We start from the raw sequence: 20,644 nt of genomic DNA, 5'->3' as shown, positions 1-20,644 counted from the left end.
GACAGCCCACCCTGCACCCCATGCCTGCCTCAGCCCGCTTCTGGACACTGCGCCGCCTCCTACTCGCCCTGGGCCTGATCGTGCTTGCGGCCCTGTCGGTCTGGGGCATGCAGGTGCTGGACGCCAAGCAGCGCCTCTGGATTTTCCAGCCCAGCGACCGCAGCTGGTCCGGCGTCAACACCGCAGGCATGCAGGATGTCTGGATCGATTTCCGCAGCCGCGACGGCAGCGACGCCAGGCTGCCATGCGCTATGGATGCCGGCCAACAATCGCCAGGCCCCGCTGCTGCTTTATCTGCACGGAGCACGCTGGAATGTGAAAGGTTCCTCGCCCCGCATCCGGCGACTCAACGACATGGGCTTTTCCGTGCTGGCCGTGGATTACCGGGGTTTTGGTCAAAGCAGCAAAACCCTGCCGTCCGAAGCTTCCGCCACCGAAGATGCCCGCGCCGGCTGGGACTGGCTGGCCCGCAAAGCGCCGGACCGACCACGCTATATCTTTGGCCATTCGCTGGGCGGAGCGATTGCGATTGACCTGGCCGCCTCCGTCAAGGATGAATCCGGCGTTATGGTCGAGTCCACCTTCACCCGCATTGCCGACGTGGTCAGTTCCATGCGCTGGGGCTGGCTGCCCGTGGGGCCGCTGATCACGCAGCGCTTTGATTCGGTGAACAAGGTCGCCGCCATCGGCTCTCCCCTGCTGGTCGTGCACGGCTCGGCAGATCCGCTGATTCCCGTCGCTCTGGGCCAGCAGCTGTTTGAAGCCGCGCAAGAGCCCAAGCGCCTGATCCTGGTGGACGGCGCCACCCACCACAACACCCAGACCAAGGCCATGGCCCAGTACCGCTCGGCACTGCATGAGCTGTTCGGCCTGAACCTGACCAAAAGCAGGAGTTGAAGCCTGGGCACCTCACTTCAAAGATGTTTAGGCTATTTAAAAACCAGTTTTTATTATTTTTTTTTATAGAGATTTTTTCAGAATGCAGGCACTGGCCTTAGCGCCGTCACCTTGTGATTCCAGCCATGCATTCCCGTCGTACTTTTCTGCAGCAATCCCTGCTGGCCGTCTCTGCCGCTTCCACCGCGTCCTTTTCGCTGACTGCCCTGGCCAAAGCCACCGAAGGAGCGGCCATTCCGCAGGCCAGCCGCATTCTGGTCGGCTTTGGTGCCGGCGGCGGAATTGATCAACTGGCCCGCGTGTTGGCCGACAACATCGCTCCCCAGCTGGGCAAGGGCCATTACGTGGTGGTCGACAACAAACCCGGAGCGAATGGGCAAATTGCCGCCCAGACCTTGCTGAACGCGGCGCCCGACGGCAGCACCTATCTGATCGCTCCGCTGATCACGCCGGTGCTCTCGCAAATCGTTTACAAAAAGCCCGGCTACGACCCGGCTCGCGACTTTGCCCCTGTGAGCCTGCTGGCGCACTTCCAGTTTGGGCTGGCCGTACCGGCCAAGCACCCGGCACGCAATATTCAGGAGTACGTGGCCTGGCTCAAAGCCCATCCGCAGCAGGCCAATTTCGGCAGTCCGGCCGTGGGCAGCCTGCCTCACTTCTTCGGTCTGCTGCTGGGCGAAGCAGCCCAGGTCAACATCGTCCACGTGCCGTACAAGGGCGGTCCGGCCATGATGACGGACCTGATCAGCGGTCAGCTGGCCTCGGCCATACAGACCACCAGCGAACTGGCGCCTTTGCACAAAGAGGGCAAGGTGCGCATTCTGGGAACTTTCGGCACTGCGCGCACCAAAGAGCTGCCCGAGATTCCCACCTTCACCGAAGCCGGTTACCCCAAGGCCGTGGGCAGCGGCTGGTACAGCCTCTGGGCACGCAAAGGCACTTCGCCCCAGGCCATCGCCGCCGTCAACCAGGCCGTCAACTCCGCACTGAGCAACCCCAGCCTGCAGACCAAATGGAGCGAGCTGTCCTTGCAGCCCGATCCCCGCACACCCGCCGCGCTGGAGCAGCTGCGCGTCGCGGAAGTCGCCAAATGGCGCCCCGTGATCACCGCCTCCGGCTTTGCCATTGAATAACCCAGACCTTTGGCGAACTGATCCGATGACCGCTCCGAATATTGTTTTCATCCTGGCCGACGACTTGGGCTGGGCCGACCTCGGCGTCTATGGCGCCACCGACTTCAAGACGCCTCACCTGGACCGCCTTGCTGCCCAAGGCGTGCGCTTCAACCAGGCCTACGCCAACTCCGCCGTCTGCTCGGCCACGCGCATCGCGCTGATTACCGGACGCTACCAGTACCGCCTGCGTGCCGGCCTCGAAGAACCGCTGGCCCGCCATGGAGGCCAGCTGGGTCTGCCGCCCGAGCATCCCACCCTGCCCTCCCTGCTCAAGGACGCCGGCTACGACACCGCGCTGATTGGCAAATGGCATCTGGGCCAACCGCCCGCCTATGGGCCGCAGCGCAGCGGCTATGACTATTTCTTTGGCAACCACCATGGCGCCATCGACTATTTCACGCACAAACCCGGCGTGGGCGAACAGTTCGGCCGCGACCTCTGGCAAGGCAGCAAGCCCGTGGAGCGCACGGGCTACTACACCTATATCCTGGGCGATGAAGCCACCCGCTATGTGCATGAGCGCAAGAGCAGCGACAAGCCCTTTTTCCTCTCGCTGCACTTCACGGCACCGCACTGGCCCTGGGAGGGGCCGGACGACGAGCATGTCGCACACAGCATCAAGGACCTGTTTCACTACGACGGCGGCAGCCTGAAGAAGTACGGCGAGATCGTCGAGGCCCTGGACAAGGCCGTGGGCCAGGTGCTGCAAGCGCTTGATGACAGCGGCCAGGCAGACAACACCATCGTCATCTTCACCAGCGACAACGGCGGCGAGCGCTTTTCCAAGACCTGGCCCTTTACCGGCCAGAAGACCGAGCTGCTCGAAGGCGGCATCCGCGTGCCCACGCTGCTGCGATGGAGCGCCCGTATTCGGCCCCAGGTACAGGAGCAGGTCACGGCAACTTTTGACTGGCTGCCCACGCTGCTCGCTGCGGCAGGTGCCAGGCAGCACCCAGACTACCCCAGCGACGGCCAGAACATCCTGCCTATCCTGGAGGATCAGCTGGCAGGCAATGCAGCCCATGCCGACCGTACCTTGTTCTGGCGCTACAACTCCCAATCCCAGCGTGCCGTGCGACAAGGCCCCTGGAAATACCTCAAGATCAACGACAACGAATTCCTGTTCAACGTTGTCGAGGATGCCCGCGAACGCGCCAACCTCAAGCACCATCAGCCCGAGATCTTCGCCCGGCTGCGCCAGCAATGGGAGCAATGGGATCAGCAGCAGCTGCCAGCCGCCGAAGCCATTTACAGCCATGGTCTGTCTCCCGACATTCAGGCCGACCGCTATGTGCCCGCTCGCCTGAGCCAGGGCTAATAGCCGCAGAACAGGTGCAGCCACTGCAGCGGCACACCTGGTGCGTTATCCTTGGCAATCAGCAAAGCAGATGGTCCGGTCGTTCCGGGCCATTTGTTTTTGTGTTCTGCCCGCATCGTTTTCTGCCTCCCATGACTGTTCCACATCAGCTGCCCTGTATCGCCATTGCCGGCCCCACTGCCTCGGGCAAGACCGCCGCAGCGCTGGCGCTTGCAGACCGTCTGGCGCAGCGGGGGCAAAAAGCCGAGATCATCAGCGTGGACTCGGCCCTGGTCTATCGCGGCATGGACATAGGCACGGCCAAACCTTCTGCCGCCGAGCTGGCCGCCGTACCTCACCACCTGATCGACATCATCGACCCGCTGCAAGCCTATAGCGCGGCCGAGTTTGTGCGCGATACGCAGAGGCTGGTGGCTGAAATCCGCGAGCGCTCGGCCATCCCGCTGCTGGTGGGCGGCACCATGCTGTACTTCAAGGCCTTGATGGACGGGCTGGACGATATGCCGGCCGCCAACCCCGAGGTGCGCGCCCAGCTTGACGCCCAGGCCGCGCAACTGGGCTGGCCCGCCATGCACGCCCGACTGGCCGAAGTCGATCCCGTTACTGCGGCACGTCTGGCGCCCGCCGACAGCCAGCGCATTCAGCGCGCGCTAGAGGTATGGCAGGTTTCGGGCAAGCCGCTTTCGAGCTTTCACACCAGCAAAAGCAAAGCAGGTCCCGCAGAACAACTGGGCCTTGCAGCTCTTTTTTCTCTGGAACCCGAGAACCGGACCTGGCTGCATCAGCGCATCGCGCTGCGCTTCGACCTGATGCTGGAACAAGGTTTTCTGGGCGAAGTGCGCACGCTGCGTGCACGCGGCGATCTGCATCTGGATCTGCCCTCGATTCGCTGCGTGGGCTACCGCCAGGCCTGGGAGGTACTGGATGCCCATGAGGCCGATCCATCCAGACCGCTGGACATGGCGGGGCTGCGCGAACGCGGCATCGTGGCCACGCGCCAGCTGGCCAAACGCCAGATCACCTGGCTGCGCTCCATGCCCCAGCGCCAAGCCATTGCCTGCGATGCCCCGGATGCGCAAGCGCGGCTGCTGACGGCTGCCATGCAGCTGATTGATTCGGCAGCTTGATCCAACGCAGCAAGCCGGCAGCACCGGCATGCTTCAAGACCGGTTGTCACGCTCTAAGATGAGGACATGCCTCATCCATCTGCTGCCCCTGTCCTGCTAGAAGTCAAAGAACTGGCCAAGCGCTATGGCGATGATGCACAGAGCAGCACGGTATTCGAGCAGGTCAGCTGCAGCGTGCAGGCCGGTGAGTTTGTGGCCGTTGTGGGAGATTCCGGCGTGGGCAAATCCACGTTTCTCAACTGCCTGGCCGGGCTGGACTCCTGGCAGCAAGGCCGGATCCTGCACCAGGGCACCGATCTCTCCAGCCTGGACGAAACCCGGCGCGCCATCTGGCGGCGCCAGCACCTGGGTTTTGTGTTCCAGGCCTTTCATGTGCTGCCGCACCTGGATGTGGCGCAGAACGTGGCCCTGCCCCTGATGCTGCTGGGGCGCATGAATGCCCAGGGCCAGCAGCGTGTGGAGCAGGTGCTGCAAGCCGTGGGCCTTGCGGGCCTGGGTTCGCGCCTGCCCCAGCAGCTGAGCGGCGGGCAATTGCAACGCGTTGCCATTGCACGGGCTCTGGTGCACTCGCCGCCGCTGCTGCTGGCCGATGAACCCACGGGCAATCTGGACCCCGGCACGGCCCAGCAGATCATGGACTTGCTACTGCAGCAGACGCGGGAACAGCACACGGCGCTGGTGCTGGTCACCCACTCCAGAGAGGCCGCCCGTCGCGCAGACCGTGTGCTCAGGCTCACCGCGCAGGGCATGCAGAGGCAGGGGCAGATGCAGACTCCAACGCAGGCAAGCAACGCGTGATTTCCGGCCCGCCTCTTCTTCAGCTGCTGGCCAGCTTTTCCTGGCAGGAGCTGCGCCAGCACCCCTGGCGCACGGCCACGGCGCTGATCGCCATCATGCTGGGCGTGGCGCTGGGCTTTGCCGTGCATGTCATCAACCAGTCGGCACTAGACGAGTTCTCGCGCGCCGTGCGCAGCGTCAACGGCCAGCCCGACCTGCAGCTGCATGCCATGCAAGGCGGCTTGCCACTGGATCTTTATGCCCAGCTGGCACAGACCGAGGGCGTGGCCCTGGCCGTGCCCTGGATTGAAACCACGGTGCTGCTGCCTCGCAGCAAACAAGACAGCAATCCAGACCAAGCACCGCCCCCCACACCAGGCACGCGCGCAACCGCAGGCTCAGCACCAGGCACGCCACTGCGGGTCATGGGCAGCGATGCCCTGAAACTGGCACCCGTGGCGCCGGCCCTCATGCCCCGCCTGTTCGAAGGAAACAGCCGCCTGGATCTGTTTGCGCCCGATGCGGTTTTTCTCAATGCCGCCGCCTTGCAGGCTCTGAACCTGAAGCCGGATCAGGCGCACAACGCAGCACTGCAATGGTTTCAGAACGGCCAGCGTCAAACCCTGCGCATCGCCGGCACATTGGCCGCCGCCGGCGCGCCGGTGGCAGTCATGGATATTGCCGCCCTGCAGGAGCGGCTGCAGCGCTGGGGCGACATCGACCGCATTGACGTCTTGCTGGCAGAGAGCAGCTCGCGCAGCGCGTTGCTGACCCGCTTGCATCAGTTGCAGGCATGGCAGCCGCGCATACTGGTTCAGCAACCCGGCGACGACCAGCAGCGCATAGGCGAGATGTCACGCGCCTACCGCGTCAATCTCACAGTGCTGGCGCTGGTGGCCTTGTTTACCGGCGCCTTTCTGGTGTTCTCGGTACTGGCGCTGAGCGTGGCCCAGCGTGCGCCCCAGTTTGCGCTGCTGGCCGTGCTGGGTACCACGCCACGCCAGCGCCTGGCCCTTGTGCTGATGGAGGCTCTGGCCCTTGGCATCACCGGCAGCATGGCCGGTATTGCGCTGGGCACAGGCCTGGCCTGGCTGGCGCTAAACCTGCTTGGCGGCGATCTGGGCGGCGGCTTTTTTTCCAGCGTACAACCGGCGCTGCAATGGAGCCCGGCGGCCGCCCTGGTGTTTGCTTTGCTGGGAGTGGCGGCCACCGTGGCCGGAGCCTGGTGGCCGGCACGGGCCGCCATGGATTTACCGCCGGCGGCCACACTCAAAGGCCTGGGAGCCGGTCATGAAAAGCCCGCGCGCCTCGTACCGGCGCTGATCTTGCTGCTGAGCAGCGTGGCCCTGGCCTTCATGCCGCCGATAGCCGGCATCCCGCTGGCAGCTTATGCCGCCGTCGGCTTGCTGCTGCTGGGCGGCATGGCGGCCCTGCCCTGGCTTCTGGGCCGCGTGCTGGCGCTGATGCCCCAGGCCTTCAGACGGCGACCTCTGCCTTTGCTGGCATTCGAGCGCGCCAGGCGCATGCGCCACGCCACCACGGTGGCTGTCGGCGGCGTGGTGGCCAGTCTGAGTCTGGCGGTGGCGCTGACCGTCATGGTGACCAGCTTTCGCGGCAGTATGATCGAATGGCTGGATGCCGTGTTGCCGGCTCCGCTGTACGTGCGTGCGGCAGGCGGTTCCAGTCGGGTGGATGCCGCCCTGCTCCCGGCCGGCCTGGCGGCCCAGATTGCCCGGCTGCCCGGTGTGGAGCGCGCACAAGCCATGCGCACGACCACTTTGATGCTCAGCCCGCAAAACCCCGGCATCAGCCTGCTGATACGCCCTTTGAGGAGCCGGCCCGGCGAGCCGGCGCAGCAACTGCCCTGGGTGGCGGGCCCGGTGGAGTCCAGACATGCGCAAGTCAATGGACAAAAGCTGGTTGCCGTGCATATCAGCGAGGCCGTGGCCCAGCTGTATGACTTGAAGCCCGGCGACGACTGGCCGCTGCTTTCACAGGCTTTTAGCCGTCAAGCGAAGGATGGTCAAGCACAAGAAGCTCATTTTTATATAGCAAGCATCTGGCGTGACTATGTGCGCCAGTTCGGCGCCATTGCCATCGACTGGCAAGACTATCTGCGCCTGGGCGGCGATGCACGCGCCAGCGACATTGCCATCTGGCCCCGGAGCGCCGGCGCCCAGCCATCGACCCCAGCTTCTGCACCGATACAGACAGCCATAGCCGATATGCTGGCTGCCACGGGCCAGACCGTACCGGCTCTGGAATATGTGAGCAGCACCGCGCTGCGAGAGCGGTCTTTGCGCATTTTTGATCGCAGCTTTGCCGTCACCTACTGGCTGCAGGCCGTGGCCATAGCCATCGGTCTGTTCGGCATTGCCGCCAGCTTTAGCGCGCAGGTGCTGGCGCGGCGCAAGGAGTTTGGACTGCTCGCCCACCTGGGCCTGACGCGCCGCAATATTCTGGCCGTGGTGGCCGGCGAAGGCTTGGCCTGGACGGGCCTGGGAGCCATTGCCGGCACGCTGTTAGGCCTGGGCGTCGCCGTGATTCTGGTGCACGTAGTGAATCCGCAAAGCTTTCACTGGAGCATGGACTTGCGCCTGCCGCTGCTGCGGCTGCTGGCCTTGGCCGCTGCCGTGGTGCTGGCCGGCGTGGTCACGGCCTGGTTGGCCGGACGACAGGCTGCCAGCGCCGATGCCGTACTGGCCGTCAAGGAGGATTGGTAAGTGATCGAACTTCAACGCCGCCGCTATCTGCAGGCCGGACTGGCTGCGGGCGGCCTGGTGCTGCTGCCGCCCTCCTGGGGCCTGCCGGCCAAGACGCTGCAGTTTCCGCGCGACTTTGGCAGCCACCCTGAGCTGCAAACCGAATGGTGGTACATCACGGGCCAATTCCAGGCCGGCGGCAAACCCTGGGGCTTTCAGCTGACGTTCTTTCGCTCGCGCGTGAACGGTACGCAGGAGCTGCACTCGGCCCTGGCGGCAAAACAGCTGATTTTTGCCCATGCCGCACTGTGCGATGTACAAGGCCAGAAACTGCAGCACGATCAGCGCATGGCGCGCGCCGGTCTGGGGCTGGCCGGAGCCAGTGAAGCCGATACCCAGGTGCATATAAACGACTGGCGGCTGCAACGCCTGCCCCAGCCGGGCAAAAGCGCGGATCAGGGCAGTCGCTACCAGGCGCATCTGGCGGCCAAGGATTTCACGCTGGATCTCCAGTTTGAGAGCACACAGCCGGTGCTGCTGCAAGGCAAGGCCGGTCTTTCAAGCAAGGGACCGGATGCAGGACAAGCCAGCTACTACTACAGCCAGCCGCAGCTCAAGGTCGGCGGCTCCATCGTGGTCGGCGGCAAGCGTCTGGCCGTGGAGGTCGGCAGCGGCTTGCGCAACCGCGCCTGGCTCGATCATGAATGCAGCCAAGCCTTGCTGCACCCGGATGCGCAAGGCTGGGACTGGATTGGCATGAATCTGGACGACGGCAGCGCGCTGACCGCATTTCATCTGCGGCGCAAGAATGGCAGCGCCCTGTGGGCCGGAGGATCGTTTCGTGCAGCAGGCCAAACCCAGGCCCAGATATTTACTGCCGATCAGGTGCTGTTTGAGCCGCTGCGCTGGTGGACCAGCCCTCACAGCCAGACCCGCTACCCTGTGGCCTGGAGCGTGCAGACACCGGCCGGCCGCTACGAGGTTCAGGCACGGGTCGACGACCAGGAGCTGGACAGTCGCGCCAGCACCGGCGCCATCTACTGGGAAGGTTTGTGCGAGCTGAAGCGTGTGGCCGCCGACGGCAGCAAGCGGGTCGTGGGCAGCGGCTATCTGGAGATGACGGGTTATGCCAATGCGATGAAGCTCTGAGATGCGAAAAACTAAGGGCCGCTATCAGCGGCCCTTGGCATTTCAAGCTCCCTCTTATTTTTTCTTTTCCAGCCAGGCAATCAGCTCACCCATGATGCCCTTGCGGAACAGCAGCACGCACAGCACAAAGATCAGGCCGGTGACGATGGTGACAGACTCGCCCAGAGTGCCGAACCATTCCACGCCCGACAGACGCGCCAGGAAGCTGCCGAACTCGCCAATCTTGTTCTCCAGCGCCACCACCACGGCCGAGCCCAGAATGGGGCCGGACAAGGTACCCAGACCGCCCATCAACGTCATCAGAATGACGTGACCGGAGGTGGTCCAGTGCACATCGGACAAGGTGGCAAAGCCCAGCACCACGGTCTTGAGCGAGCCGGCCAGACCCGTGAGAGCTGCCGAGATCACAAAGGCCAGCAGCTTGAAGCGGTTGACGTCATAGCCCAGGGAGATGGCGCGCGGCTCGTTTTCCTTGATGGCCTTGAGCACCTGACCAAACGGCGAATGGATGGTGCGCACGATCAGCATGAAGGCAACCGTCACCACGGCCAGGGCCACGTAGTACATGACCAGATCGCTGCTCAGATCGATAATGCCAAACAACTTGCCGCGGGGTACGCCTTGCAGCCCGTCTTCACCGCCGGTGAACTTGGCTTGCAGCGCGACAAAGAACAGCATCTGCGCCAATGCCAGCGTGATCATGGAGAAATAAATGCCCTGGCGACGAATGGCCAGCCAGCCAAAGACCAGACCCAGCAGGCCGCCGAACACCGTGCCCAGCAACATGCCGATCTCGGGCGTCACGCCCCAGGCCTTGATGGAGTAGCCCGCGATATAGGCCGCACCGCCGAGAAAAGCGGCATGGCCGAAGGAAAGCAGGCCGGTATAGCCCAGCAGCAGATTGAAGGCCGAAGCAAACAGTGCAAAGCACATGAGCTTCATCACGAACACGGGATAGGCTCCCATGAAGGGCGCGACAATCAGACCCAGCAGCAGCAGGCCGTAGCCAATGGGCGCAATGCGTTGAACAAGCGTCTTGGATTTCATGTTGTGCCCCTCTTATTTTTCTTTACCGAACAAGCCTGCAGGGCGAATCAACAACACGATGACCATGATGAAGAACACGACGGTGGAAGATGCCTCGGGCCAGAACACCTTGGTCAGCCCTTCGATCACGCCCAGCCCCAGGCCGGTAATGATGGCGCCCATGATGGAGCCCATGCCGCCGATCACCACCACGGCAAACACCACGATGATGAGGTTTTGCCCCATCAGCGGCGTGACCTGGTAGACCGGCGCGGCCAGCACGCCGGCAAAGGCGGCCAGTGCGGCACCGAAGGCGTAGGTCAGCGTAATCATGACCGGCACGTTCACGCCAAAGGCTTCCACCAGACGCGGGTTTTCGGTACCGGCACGCAGATAGGCGCCGATGCGGGTTTTTTCGATCACAAACCAGGTGGCAACACAGACCACGATGGATGCCACAACCACCCAGGCGCGGTAGTTGGGCAGCACCATAAAGCCCAAATTGGTCGCACCCTCCAGCAATTCAGGCGTGTCGTAACCCAGACCGGACACGCCATAAACCGAGCGGAACACGCCCTCGATCAGCAGCGACAGCCCCAGCGTGAGCAGCAGGCCGTAGAGGTGATCGAGCTTGTAGATCCAGCGCAGCAAGAAGCGCTCTATCAGCACCCCCAAAATCCCCACCAGCACCGGCGACAGGATCAGCATCACCCAGTAGTTGATCTGGAAATAGCTCATGGCCATCCAGGTGATCATGGCGCCCAGCATGAACAGTGCGCCATGCGCAAAGTTGATGACGTTGAGCAGGCCGAAAATCACGGCCAGACCCAGACTCAGAATTGCGTAAAACGAACCGTTGACCAGACCTAAAAGGAGCTGGCTCATCAGGCCGGGCAATGAAACACCGAAGATTTCCATGGGACAGACGCTGGTGGTGCTAGTGGGGGCTAGTGGGTTTCAGAAGAGCTTCAAACCAGTGTGCGGATGCTTATTTCCAGAGCGCGCACTTGGTCTCGGCCTTGGTCGTCCAGACCGTGTCTGCAGGCAGCTTGTTCAAGACCTTGAGGTAGTCCCAGGGCTTGGTGGATTCGCTGGGCTTCTTGGCTTCGACCAGGTACATATCGTGGGCAAACGTGCCGTCCGGACGGATCACGCCCTTGCCGTAGAAGTCGTTGATCGGCGTGCTCTTGAGGTGGGCCATCACCTTGTCGGCATTGGTGGTCTTGACCGCTTCCACAGCCTTCAGGTAGTTCATGACGGCCGAGTAGTCGGCGGCCTGCACATCGGTGGGCATGCGCTTGGTCTTGGCAAAGAACTTGTTGGCGAATTTGCGTGATTCGTCATTCATGTCCCAGTACCAGCTGGTGGTGTGCAGCAGGCCTTCGGTGTTCTTCAGACCCAGGCTGTGAATGTCGGTCAGGAACACCAGCAGACCGGCGGTCTTCATGGTCTTGTTGATGCCGAATTCCTTGGCGGCCTTGACGGCGTTGATGGTGTCGCCACCGGCATTGGCCAGACCCAGGATGTGCGCCTTGGAGGCCTGAGCCTGCAGCAGGAAGGAAGAAAAATCCGAGGCATTGAGTGGGTGCTTGACCGAGCCCAGCACCTTGCCGCCCTTGGCCTGAATCACCTTGGTGGTGTCCGCCTCCAGCGCCTGACCGAAGGCATAGTCGGCCGTCAGAAAGAACCAGTCCTTGCCGCCGCGATCCACCACGGCGCCGCCCGTGCCCTTGGCCAGGGCCACGGTGTCATAGGCGTAGTGCACGGTGTAGGGATTGCATTGCTCGTTGGTCAGCGCCGAAGAGCCTGCGCCGCTGTTGAAGTGCACGCGCTTTTTCTCGTTGGCCACTTGCGAGACGGCCAGTGCCGTGCCGGAATTGGTGCCGCTGAAGACCAGCGAAATACCCTGGGTATCAATCCATTCGCGCACCTTGGAGGCAGCGATATCGGCCTTGTTCTGGTGGTCGGCGGAGATCAGCTCAATGGGCTGACCCAGCACCTTGCCGCCAAAATCGTCAATCGCCATCTGCATGGCAAGCGCGCCGTTCTTGCCTTCCACATCCGCATAAAGGCTGGACATGTCGGTCACAAAACCGATCTTCACTTTTTCCTGGGCCTGTGCCAGGGGGCTGGCCAGACCGGCCGCGACCAACATGCACGACAAAACGCTCAACTTTGCTTTCATCTCTGTCTCCTAAGGTGGAATCTGCGTTTATGAATGGGAAAAATCAGACGCCCAGCAATTCGTTGAGTACCGGCATCTTTGCCTTCAGCTCGGCTGCGCCAAAGCGCTCCACCACATGGCCGTGTTCCACCACATAAAAGCGGTCGGCCAGCGGTGCGGCAAAGTGGAAGTTCTGCTCCACCATGACCACGGTGTAGCCCTTCTGGCGCAGCGTGGTGATCATGCGGGCCAGGGCCTGCACGATGACGGGCGCCAGGCCTTCGGAGATTTCATCGAGCAGCAGCAGACGTGCGCCCGTGCGCAGGATGCGGGCCACGGCCAGCATCTGCTGCTCGCCGCCCGACAGGCGCGTGCCCTGGCTGTTACGGCGTTCGTAGAGATTGGGGAACATGGCATAGATCTCATCCACACTCATGCCTGGCTGACCCGTCTTGAGCGGCGGCGGCAGCAGCAGGTTTTCCTCGCAGGAAAGGCTGGCGAAGATGCCGCGTTCCTCGGGGCAGTAGCCCACGCCCAGATGGGCAATCTTGTGCGTGGGCAGATGAATGGTTTCCACGCCATTGATCTTGATCGAGCCCTTGCGCGAGCCGGTCAAACCCATGATGGCACGCAGCGTGGAAGTGCGCCCTGCGCCGTTGCGGCCCAGCAGGGTGACGACTTCGCCGGGCTGCACCACAAGGTCCATGCCATGCAGCACATGGGATTCGCCATACCAGGCATTCAGAGCCGAAATTTCAAGCGCCGCTGTACTTGTTTTATTCATTCGTATCACTCAAATCACGCACGAAACCATCACAGAGACCGCGAGGAAGGGCCGCCGCGCACCGAGACTGCCGTCCCTCTCAGGGGGAAGCCGCAAAGCGGCACCGAGGGATTCATCAATGCGCCCCCTGCAGCTGACCGTCGGTGGTACCCATATAGGCTTCCATCACCTGCGGATTGCGGGACACCTCTTCGTACGCGCCTTCAGCCAGCACGGCGCCACGCTGCAGCACGGTGATGCGGTCGGCAATGGTGGAGATGACTTTCATGTTGTGCTCCACCATCAAGATGGTGCGGCCGGCGGAGACCTTCTTGATCAGCTGGGTCACGCGATCCACATCCTCGTGACCCATGCCCTGGGTGGGCTCATCAAGCAGCATCAGCTCCGGCTCCATGGCCAAGGTAGTGGCGATTTCCAGCGCACGCTTGCGGCCGTAGGGCAGATTGACGGTGACCTCATCGGCCAGATCCTGCAACCCCACTTCGGCCAGCAACTCCATGGCGCGGTCGTTGAGCTGGTTAAGCGTCTTCTCGCTGGTCCAGAAATGAAAAGCCGTGCCCAGGCGGCGCTGCAAACCGATGCGCACGTTCTCCAGCAAGGTGCTGTGCGGAAAGACGGCCGAAATCTGAAAGGAGCGAATCACGCCGCGCCGCGCAATCTGTGCCGGCGCTTCCCGGGTGATATCTACGCCGTTGAAGCGGATGGCGCCCGAGGTCGGTTCCAGAAACTTGGTCAGCAGATTGAAGCAAGTGGTTTTGCCCGCCCCATTGGGACCGATCAAGGCATGAATCGAGCCGCGCTTGACGGCCAGATCGACCTTGCTGACGGCCGTAAATCCCTTGAACTCTTTGGTGAGGTGATGGGTTTCAAGAATGAGGTCGCTCATGTGCGCTGGGCCGTTCGTCCTGGATGCTGCAAAACAAATGTCGGGGCGCATCAGGTGTGCACTCCCTTCCCTTGCCTGGCATCTTGGGCCGTGATGCTGCACTGCCGCAGGGGGAAACTCCCAGGTTCCTTATCTGCAGCGCCTCATGTTTACCCTTCCTAGTCAACAAATACGGAGGATGCATAAACAGCAAACACTTACATGCAAAAACTTCACAAAACGAGAGTTTGCGCGACACCGCGACCGCGCGAGCAGTGCTGACTTCGCCGTCAGATATGGTCCAAACGGACTAATAGCTTGCGTATATAGCTATCAAAATTGATTATAAAAAGTAAGAAACAGCCATGACCCTGGCCTTCCGGTATGCGACCCTGATGCCGAAAACCCTTAGCTCGAAGATTCCCCTGTCTGCTGCTCAGTTACTAGCCTGACGCCGGCAAATATGCTTGAGCTTTGTCGCCCTAAATGAATTAAGCGACAAACAAGAGTTTTGCACTCTCATTTTTGTAGTGGTTGGCGCATGGATTGTCGCCATTTCGAATGCTTTGATAGTCAAAGTGCTTGATAGAAAAGCGCAAGCAGCTATCAAAACAGAGGAAGCAAAGACTGCGGCTTGAGGGCTGAGCCACAACAGTCTGTCTTACTGCAAGGTGCCGCTGCCGCCTTCGCCGGTTTCGGGCAAGGCCAGCGGCATCACGCCAATGCCCTCTTCCATCAGCTCCATGGCCTGCTCGGGGCTGGTCTGGCCGCGGATGGCGCGTTCGTCGGTTTCACCGTAGTGCATGCGACGGGCTTCCTGCGCGAAGTTCTTGCCCACGTCCTCGGTGTTTTCGGCCACCTTGCGTGACCACTGCACCCAGGCGGAATGCATGGCATGGAGCTGCTCGCGCGCCTGCGCCGTGAGCTCGGGGGCCGGGGACTTGGCCGGAACCGGAGATGCCGAGGGCTGCGCTGAATGCCGCTCGGTGACCGGCGCTGCCGGTGGAGGCTGCTGCGCACCCAGATTGAGGCGCGGAGCGCTCAGGCGCTTGACTATATTGCTGTCCCCGCAGCTGGGGCACTGCACGAGCTTGCGCGCCAGCTGGCTCTGGAAGTCGTCTTCCGAACCGAACCAGCCTTCGAACACATGGCCCGCAGAGCAATGAAGATCAAGCACTTTCATGAAATTCTCTTGAGCGCAGACGGAATACGGCTCCATCATGCACCCTGATTACGATCAATCCCGGCGATGCACCAGATAACGATAGACGAAGCCTGGGAAAGCCAGCGTCAGAAACAGGGTGCCGGTGATGGCATAGAACTCCCAGCCCTGTGGCGAGACCTGGCCTGCACGGCGCTCGAGCAGATAGCCCAGGCCGCCCACCAACAAATACAGCACCAGCATCTCGATCAGGCGCACCCACATGGGTTTACGGCCGGCCATCACCGGACCCGCAATGGCCAAACGCTGGTTGATAAAAGGCAAATTGGCTGCCACAAGGGCAGCCAAGATCACAAGCCAGATAGAAGCGGTGATAGACACGCTAAGGCATTCCTACAAATAAGGGGAGTAGGCGACAAGCCTCCCCCCTTTTGTCATCAGGAGGCCAGGGCACGCACGATGGCGTCGGCGCACAAGGCCATGAGGCCGCCCGGCAAGATGCCGAGCAACAGCACCAGCGCACCGTTGATGGTCAGAACCACGCGCACATCCAGAGGTGCGGACACGCTGGTGGCTGTGATTGGAGCATCAAAGTACATGACCTTGACCACGCGCAGGTAATAGAAAGCGCCAATCAGCGACATGATCACGGCAAACACGGCCAGACCGATGTGCAGCGTGCTTCCCGAAGAAATCAGCGCTTGCAGCACGGACAGCTTGGCGTAGAAGCCCACCAGCGGAGGGATACCGGCCATGGAGAACAGGCAGATCGCCATCACGCCGGCATAAAGCGGGCTGCGCTGGTTCAGACCGGCCAGGTCGGAGATCTCTTCGCTTTCAAAGCCTTCACGGGCCAGCAGCAAGACCACACCGAACGCAGCCAGAGCCGTCAGCACATAAGTGACGATGTAGAACATGGCCGAGCTGTAGGCGTTTTCCACGGTCGCGGGATCCACCTTGCCGTCCACCACGCCCGACATCAGGCCCAGCAGCACAAAGCCCATTTGCGAGATGGTCGAGTAGGCCAGCATGCGCTTGAGGTTGGTCTGCTGCAGACCGGCCAGGTTACCGATGAGCAGCGAGCACACGGCCAACACCATCAGCATCTGCTGCCAGTCGATGGCCAGCGGCAGCAAACCATCCACCAGCAGACGAATGATCATGGCAAAGGCCGCCAGCTTGGGAGCGCCACCGATCAAAGCGGTAATGGCCGTGGGAGCGCCCTGGTAAACGTCAGGCACCCACATGTGGAAAGGCACGGCGCCGAGCTTGAAGGCCAGACCGGCCACGATGAAGACCAGACCGAAAACCAGCACCTGGTGCTTGATTTCACCGGAGTTGATGGCCTTGAAGACCTGGCCGATATCCAGCGAACCGGTAGCACCGTAGAGCATGGACATGCCGTACAGCAGGAAACCGGAAGCCATGGCGCCGAGCACGAAGTACTTCATGGCCGCTTCCACCGAAGCGGTGTGATCGCGGCGCAAAGCCACCAGCGCGTAGCTGGACAGTGTCAGCAGCTCCAGGCCCAGGTAGATGACCAGGAAGTTGTTGCCGCCGATCATGATGAACATGCCCAGCAGCGACAGCATGGACAGGGTGAAAAACTCACCGCCGCGCAGCATGTCGCGTTCGGCCGCATAGGGGCGGCCGTAAACCATGGTGACCATCATGGCGACCGTGGCAAAGCACTTGAGCCAGTTGCCCATGGCGTCCGAGACAACCATGTTGCCCCAGCCGTAGAAGGTGTTGCCGCTAGAGGCATACATACCCTGCATCACTGCTACGACGAGCAAGGTGAGCATGGTCAGAACATAGGTGCCTGTGCGGCGGGCGCTTGTCACGCCCAAGTCCACCAAGGCGATGACGCAGGCCATCACCAGGAGAACAATCTCCGGGTAAATCGCCAGCCAGCTGATGTTGTCAATCATCTCGAGTCTCTCGTTTCAGTCTGGTCAGTTGAGCTTGCTGATAGCCACATGCTTGATCAGCTCGGCCACGGACACATCCATCACATCGGTGAACGGCTTGGGATACAGACCCATGACGAGCACGGCGACGGCCAGTACGCCCAGTACCAGGAATTCGCGGCAGTTGATGTCCTTGAGTTCCTTCACGTGGTCATTGGCCACAGGACCCAGGTACACGCGCTTGTACATCCACAGCGTGTAAGCAGCACCGAAGATCAGCGCCGTGGCAGAGCCCAGGCCAATCCAGAAGTTGTACTGCACGGCACCCAGAATCACCATCCACTCACCCACGAAGCCGGCCGTTGCAGGCAGACCGCAGTTGGCCATGGCGAACAGCAGGGCGAAGGCAGCAAACTTGGGCATGGTGTTGACCACACCGCCGTAAGCGGCGATTTCACGCGAGTGAACGCGGTCGTACAGCACGCCGATGCACAGGAACATGGCGCCGGACACAAAGCCGTGGGCAATCATCTGCACCAGACCGCCGGCGATGCCGAGGCTGTTGAACATGAAAAAGCCCAGGGTCACAAAGCCCATGTGTGCCACCGATGAGTAAGCCACCAGCTTCTTCATGTCGCGTTGCACCAGAGCCACCACACCCACATAGATCACGGCAATCAGCGACAGCGTGATCATCAGGCCGGACCACTGGTGCGAAGCATCAGGAGCGATAGGCAGCGAAAAGCGCAGGAAACCGTAGGCACCGAGCTTGAGCATGATGGCGGCCAGCACGGCGGAACCACCGGTAGGCGCTTCCACGTGAACGTCTGGCAACCAGGTGTGCACGGGGAACATGGGCACCTTCACGGCAAAAGCAGCGAAGAAGGCAAAGAAGATCAGCGTCTGTGCGGTGCTGGACAGCGGCAGCTTGTGCCAGTCCAGAATCTCGAAGCTGCCGCCCGACTGGGTATACAGGTAAATCAGGGCCACCAGGGTGAGCAGCGAGCCCATCAAGGTGTACAGGAAGAACTTGAACGCAGCATAGATCTTGTTTGGACCGCCCCAGATACCGATGATCAGATACATCGGAATCAGGGTGGCTTCAAAGAACACATAGAACAGCATGCCGTCCAGTGCGCTGAACACGCCGATCATCAGACCCGACAGGATCAGGAAGGCGGCCATGTACTGGTTCACGCGCTCGGTGATGTTCTGCCAGGAGGCAATCACCACGATGACCGTGATGAAGGCCGTCAGCGGCACAAACCACATCGAGATGCCGTCCACGCCCAGGTGGTAGTGGATATTGAAGCGCTCGATCCAGAGCGCTTTCTCGCCAAACTGCATGGCAGCTGTCGTGGTGTCGAAGCCGGTCACCACCGGAATCGTCACCGCCAGGCCAACCAGTGCACCGATCAGGGCCAGCCAACGCACCGCATTGGCCTGCCCTTCGCGGCCCATGGCCAGCAGGAGGGCGCCAAATGCAATTGGCACCCAGATTGAAAGACTCAACAAACCCATTTTTGTTATTCCTCTACTACTTGTTGAGCCACACGAAGTACGTCATGAGGGCAAAGATACCCAGCAGCATGACCAACGCGTAGTGATAGAGATAGCCTGTTTGCAGGCCACGCACCCATTGACCCAGCTTGGCCATGAGCTTCCAGGAACCGTTGACCACGGCGCCGTCGATGATGGCCTGATCGCCCACCTTCCAGAAGACGGTACCCGTGCCACGCGCACCGCGAGCGAAGATGTTTTCGTAGACCCAGTCCACGCCGTACTTGCCTTCCAGCATCTGATACAGACCGATTTTCTTGGAGAAGGCCATGATGGCCGCAGGAATCTCGGGCTTGACCATGTAGAACACATAGGACACCACCACACCAGCCAGTGCCAGCCAGAACGGCGCAGCCGTGAAGCCGTGCAGCGCCATGGGCAGCCAGCCGTGAATCTTCTCGGCCAGTTCTGCCATGGCACCGTGCTTGGCACCGTCCACGTAGATCACGCCCTTGAAGAAGTCGCCGAACAGCATGGGCATCAGCGCAATCGCGCCTATCACCACCGAAGGAATGGCCAGCAGCATCAGAGGACCGGTCACCACCAGTGGCGACTCATGCGGCTTGGCATCGTGGCCATGACCGTGGTGGTCATCGTGGGCGTGATGATCATCATGGTGAGCATCGGGATTCTGGTCGTAGCGCTCTTTACCGTGGAACACGATGAAGTACAGGCGGAACGAATAGAAGGCCGTGATGAACACACCAGCCAGCACCGCGAAGTTGGCAAAGCCAGCTGCAGGCAGGTTGGAAGCGTGCACCGCTTCGATGATGGCGTCCTTGGAGTAGAAACCGGAGAAGAACGGTGTACCGATCAGCGCCAGGTTGCCCAGCAGGAAGGTGATCCATGTGATGGGCATGTACTTGCGCACGCCGCCCATCCAGCGGATGTCCTGGTTGTGGTGCATGCCCATGATGACCGAGCCGGCCCCGAGGAACAGCAGCGCCTTGAAGAAAGCGTGGGTCATCAGGTGGAACACGGAAACCGAGTAGGCCGACACGCCCAGGGCGATGGTCATATACCCCAGCTGCGACAGCGTGGAGTACGCAATCACGCGCTTGATATCGTTCTGGATGATGCCCAGGATACCCATGAACAGGGCCGTGATGGAGCCGATCACCAAAATGAAGTTCAGGGCCACATCCGACAGTTCGTACAGAGGCGACATGCGCGAAACCATGAAGATGCCAGCCGTCACCATGGTCGCCGCGTGAATCAGCGCGGAGATAGGTGTCGGGCCTTCCATGGAGTCAGGCAGCCACGCGTGCAGCGGGAACTGGGCCGATTTGCCCATGGCACCGATGAACAGGCAGATGGCCGTCACCGTTACCAGCAGCCAGCCCGTGCCGGGCAGCTGAGTGTTCTGAATCTCGGGCAGCTTGGCAAAGATTTCAGAGTAGTTCAGCGTGCCGGTGTAGGCAGCGATAAGGCCAATACCCAGAATGAAGCCGAAGTCACCGACACGGTTGACCAAAAAGGCCTTCATGTTGGCGAAGATGGCCGATTCCTTCTTGTAGTAGAAGCCGATCAGCAGGTAGGACACCAGGCCCACGGCTTCCCAGCCGAAGAACAGCTGCAGCAGGTTGTTGCTCATGACGAGCATCAACATGGAGAAGGTGAACAGCGAGATATAGGAGAAGAAGCGGTTGTAGCCCTCGTCTTCTTCCATGTAACCCATGGTGTAGATGTGAACCATCAGCGACACAAAGGTCACCACGCACATCATCATGACCGTGATGGAATCGATCAGGAAACCGACCTCCATCTTCAGGCCGCCGACGACCATCCAGGTGTAGATGGTCTCGTTGAAACTGGCGCCGTCAAAGACAACGCTCTTGAACGTGAGGGCCGACAGGATGAAGGCCGCGAGCACGCCCAAAATGGTAAGAGAGCTGCTGCCGGCGCGACCAATCTTGTTGCCGCCGAAGGCTGTGCCCCAGATACCCGCTAGCGCGGAGCCCACCAGCGGCGCCAATGGCACCGCGAGCAGCAGGGATGCGGAAAGGGTTTGACTCATTCTTGAGAACC

The 20,644-nt window shown here is 61.3% G+C and carries 17 protein-coding genes and 1 pseudogene; 8 read left to right on the top strand and 10 right to left on the bottom strand.

Annotated features, from left to right (window positions below; translation table 11 throughout):
• Nucleotides 1–20 precede the first annotated feature (20 nt).
• The 7 genes and pseudogenes from ACNAZA_RS02975 (at nucleotide 21) to ACNAZA_RS02945 (ending at nucleotide 9,145) form a co-directional block, all read left to right on the top strand.
• Nucleotides 21–897: pseudogene (locus ACNAZA_RS02975) on the top strand (alpha/beta hydrolase).
• A 125-nt stretch (nucleotides 898–1,022) separates the two neighbouring features.
• On the top strand, nucleotides 1,023–2,030 hold the full coding sequence (locus ACNAZA_RS02970) for a tripartite tricarboxylate transporter substrate-binding protein (RefSeq protein ID WP_415794884.1): 1,008 nt from the start codon (nucleotides 1,023–1,025) through the stop codon (nucleotides 2,028–2,030).
• A 25-nt stretch (nucleotides 2,031–2,055) separates the two neighbouring features.
• On the top strand, nucleotides 2,056–3,390 hold the full coding sequence (locus tag ACNAZA_RS02965) for a sulfatase family protein (protein WP_415794883.1): 1,335 nt from the start codon (nucleotides 2,056–2,058) through the stop codon (nucleotides 3,388–3,390).
• 131 nt (nucleotides 3,391–3,521) lie between these two features.
• A complete protein-coding gene (gene miaA, locus ACNAZA_RS02960) occupies nucleotides 3,522–4,517 on the top strand; it encodes a tRNA (adenosine(37)-N6)-dimethylallyltransferase MiaA (protein ID WP_415794882.1) in 996 nt (331 codons plus the stop codon).
• A 66-nt stretch (nucleotides 4,518–4,583) separates the two neighbouring features.
• A complete protein-coding gene (locus ACNAZA_RS02955) occupies nucleotides 4,584–5,315 on the top strand; it encodes an ABC transporter ATP-binding protein (protein ID WP_415794881.1) in 732 nt (243 codons plus the stop codon).
• Nucleotides 5,312–8,017, top strand: a complete 2,706-nt coding sequence (locus ACNAZA_RS02950) for an FtsX-like permease family protein (protein ID WP_415794880.1) — start codon at nucleotides 5,312–5,314, stop codon at nucleotides 8,015–8,017. Before ACNAZA_RS02955 ends, ACNAZA_RS02950 begins: the two co-directional genes overlap by 4 nt.
• Nucleotides 8,018–9,145: a lipocalin-like domain-containing protein gene (locus tag ACNAZA_RS02945; protein ID WP_415794879.1), complete on the top strand. Its 1,128-nt coding sequence runs from the start codon at nucleotides 8,018–8,020 to the stop codon at nucleotides 9,143–9,145.
• Between the two features lie 54 nt (nucleotides 9,146–9,199).
• Here ACNAZA_RS02945 and ACNAZA_RS02940 read toward each other — a convergent pair whose 3' ends face one another.
• The 5 genes from ACNAZA_RS02940 to ACNAZA_RS02920 form a co-directional block, all read right to left on the bottom strand.
• Nucleotides 9,200–10,192, bottom strand: coding sequence for a branched-chain amino acid ABC transporter permease (locus ACNAZA_RS02940; protein WP_415794877.1), 993 nt, complete (start codon nucleotides 10,190–10,192; stop codon nucleotides 9,200–9,202).
• Nucleotides 10,193–10,204: 12 nt separating this feature from the next.
• Nucleotides 10,205–11,089 carry a branched-chain amino acid ABC transporter permease gene (locus ACNAZA_RS02935; RefSeq protein ID WP_415794876.1) on the bottom strand — a complete coding sequence of 295 codons (885 nt, stop codon included), beginning with the start codon at nucleotides 11,087–11,089 and terminating at the stop codon, nucleotides 10,205–10,207.
• Nucleotides 11,090–11,159: 70 nt separating this feature from the next.
• Nucleotides 11,160–12,356, bottom strand: coding sequence for an ABC transporter substrate-binding protein (locus ACNAZA_RS02930; RefSeq protein WP_120966657.1), 1,197 nt, complete (start codon nucleotides 12,354–12,356; stop codon nucleotides 11,160–11,162).
• Between the two features lie 43 nt (nucleotides 12,357–12,399).
• Entirely contained in the window at nucleotides 12,400–13,119 is a 720-nt protein-coding gene (locus ACNAZA_RS02925) for an ABC transporter ATP-binding protein (RefSeq protein ID WP_120966656.1), read from the bottom strand.
• Between the two features lie 115 nt (nucleotides 13,120–13,234).
• Complete coding sequence (locus ACNAZA_RS02920; RefSeq protein ID WP_415794875.1) at nucleotides 13,235–14,005, bottom strand: ABC transporter ATP-binding protein; 771 nt, start codon at nucleotides 14,003–14,005, stop codon at nucleotides 13,235–13,237.
• A 446-nt stretch (nucleotides 14,006–14,451) separates the two neighbouring features.
• Here ACNAZA_RS02920 and ACNAZA_RS02915 point away from each other — a divergent pair, with 446 nt between their 5' ends.
• A complete protein-coding gene (locus ACNAZA_RS02915) occupies nucleotides 14,452–14,622 on the top strand; it encodes a hypothetical protein (RefSeq protein ID WP_415794874.1) in 171 nt (56 codons plus the stop codon).
• A gap of 23 nt (nucleotides 14,623–14,645) precedes the next feature.
• Here the strand turns inward: ACNAZA_RS02915 and ACNAZA_RS02910 are convergent, their stop codons facing one another.
• The 5 genes from ACNAZA_RS02910 to nuoL are packed head-to-tail and all read right to left on the bottom strand — an operon-like array spanning nucleotide 14,646 to nucleotide 20,633.
• Complete coding sequence (locus ACNAZA_RS02910) at nucleotides 14,646–15,167, bottom strand: DUF1178 family protein (protein ID WP_415794872.1); 522 nt, start codon at nucleotides 15,165–15,167, stop codon at nucleotides 14,646–14,648.
• A gap of 54 nt (nucleotides 15,168–15,221) precedes the next feature.
• A complete protein-coding gene (locus ACNAZA_RS02905; protein ID WP_120966652.1) occupies nucleotides 15,222–15,527 on the bottom strand; it encodes a DUF2818 family protein in 306 nt (101 codons plus the stop codon).
• A gap of 56 nt (nucleotides 15,528–15,583) precedes the next feature.
• Nucleotides 15,584–17,077, bottom strand: a complete 1,494-nt coding sequence (nuoN, locus tag ACNAZA_RS02900) for an NADH-quinone oxidoreductase subunit NuoN (RefSeq protein WP_415794871.1) — start codon at nucleotides 17,075–17,077, stop codon at nucleotides 15,584–15,586.
• Nucleotides 17,078–17,101: 24 nt separating this feature from the next.
• Nucleotides 17,102–18,577 carry an NADH-quinone oxidoreductase subunit M gene (locus ACNAZA_RS02895; RefSeq protein ID WP_415794870.1) on the bottom strand — a complete coding sequence of 492 codons (1,476 nt, stop codon included), beginning with the start codon at nucleotides 18,575–18,577 and terminating at the stop codon, nucleotides 17,102–17,104.
• Between the two features lie 16 nt (nucleotides 18,578–18,593).
• Complete coding sequence (gene nuoL / locus ACNAZA_RS02890; protein ID WP_415794869.1) at nucleotides 18,594–20,633, bottom strand: NADH-quinone oxidoreductase subunit L; 2,040 nt, start codon at nucleotides 20,631–20,633, stop codon at nucleotides 18,594–18,596.
• Nucleotides 20,634–20,644: the final 11 nt, after the last annotated feature.

This window comes from Comamonas aquatilis (genome assembly GCF_965139575.1).
Lineage (GTDB): Bacteria > Pseudomonadota > Gammaproteobacteria > Burkholderiales > Burkholderiaceae_C > Comamonas > Comamonas aquatilis.
This window is presented reverse-complemented; position numbering and strand designations above follow the sequence as displayed.

Excerpts from the sequence above, each read along its gene's own strand:
- nuoL (WP_415794869.1), bottom strand. The coding sequence starts at position 20,633 with ATGAGTCAAACCCTTTCCGCATCCCTGCTGCTCGCGGTGCCATTGGCG.
- ACNAZA_RS02895 (WP_415794870.1), bottom strand. The coding sequence starts at position 18,577 with ATGGGTTTGTTGAGTCTTTCAATCTGGGTGCCAATTGCATTTGGCGCC.
- ACNAZA_RS02930 (WP_120966657.1), bottom strand. The coding sequence starts at position 12,356 with ATGAAAGCAAAGTTGAGCGTTTTGTCGTGCATGTTGGTCGCGGCCGGT.
- nuoN (WP_415794871.1), bottom strand. The coding sequence starts at position 17,077 with ATGATTGACAACATCAGCTGGCTGGCGATTTACCCGGAGATTGTTCTC.
- ACNAZA_RS02910 (WP_415794872.1), bottom strand. The coding sequence starts at position 15,167 with ATGAAAGTGCTTGATCTTCATTGCTCTGCGGGCCATGTGTTCGAAGGC.
- ACNAZA_RS02955 (WP_415794881.1), top strand. The coding sequence starts at position 4,584 with ATGCCTCATCCATCTGCTGCCCCTGTCCTGCTAGAAGTCAAAGAACTG.
- miaA (WP_415794882.1), top strand. The coding sequence starts at position 3,522 with ATGACTGTTCCACATCAGCTGCCCTGTATCGCCATTGCCGGCCCCACT.
- ACNAZA_RS02970 (WP_415794884.1), top strand. The coding sequence starts at position 1,023 with ATGCATTCCCGTCGTACTTTTCTGCAGCAATCCCTGCTGGCCGTCTCT.
- ACNAZA_RS02935 (WP_415794876.1), bottom strand. The coding sequence starts at position 11,089 with ATGGAAATCTTCGGTGTTTCATTGCCCGGCCTGATGAGCCAGCTCCTT.
- ACNAZA_RS02940 (WP_415794877.1), bottom strand. The coding sequence starts at position 10,192 with ATGAAATCCAAGACGCTTGTTCAACGCATTGCGCCCATTGGCTACGGC.
- ACNAZA_RS02925 (WP_120966656.1), bottom strand. The coding sequence starts at position 13,119 with ATGAATAAAACAAGTACAGCGGCGCTTGAAATTTCGGCTCTGAATGCC.
- ACNAZA_RS02920 (WP_415794875.1), bottom strand. The coding sequence starts at position 14,005 with ATGAGCGACCTCATTCTTGAAACCCATCACCTCACCAAAGAGTTCAAG.
- ACNAZA_RS02965 (WP_415794883.1), top strand. The coding sequence starts at position 2,056 with ATGACCGCTCCGAATATTGTTTTCATCCTGGCCGACGACTTGGGCTGG.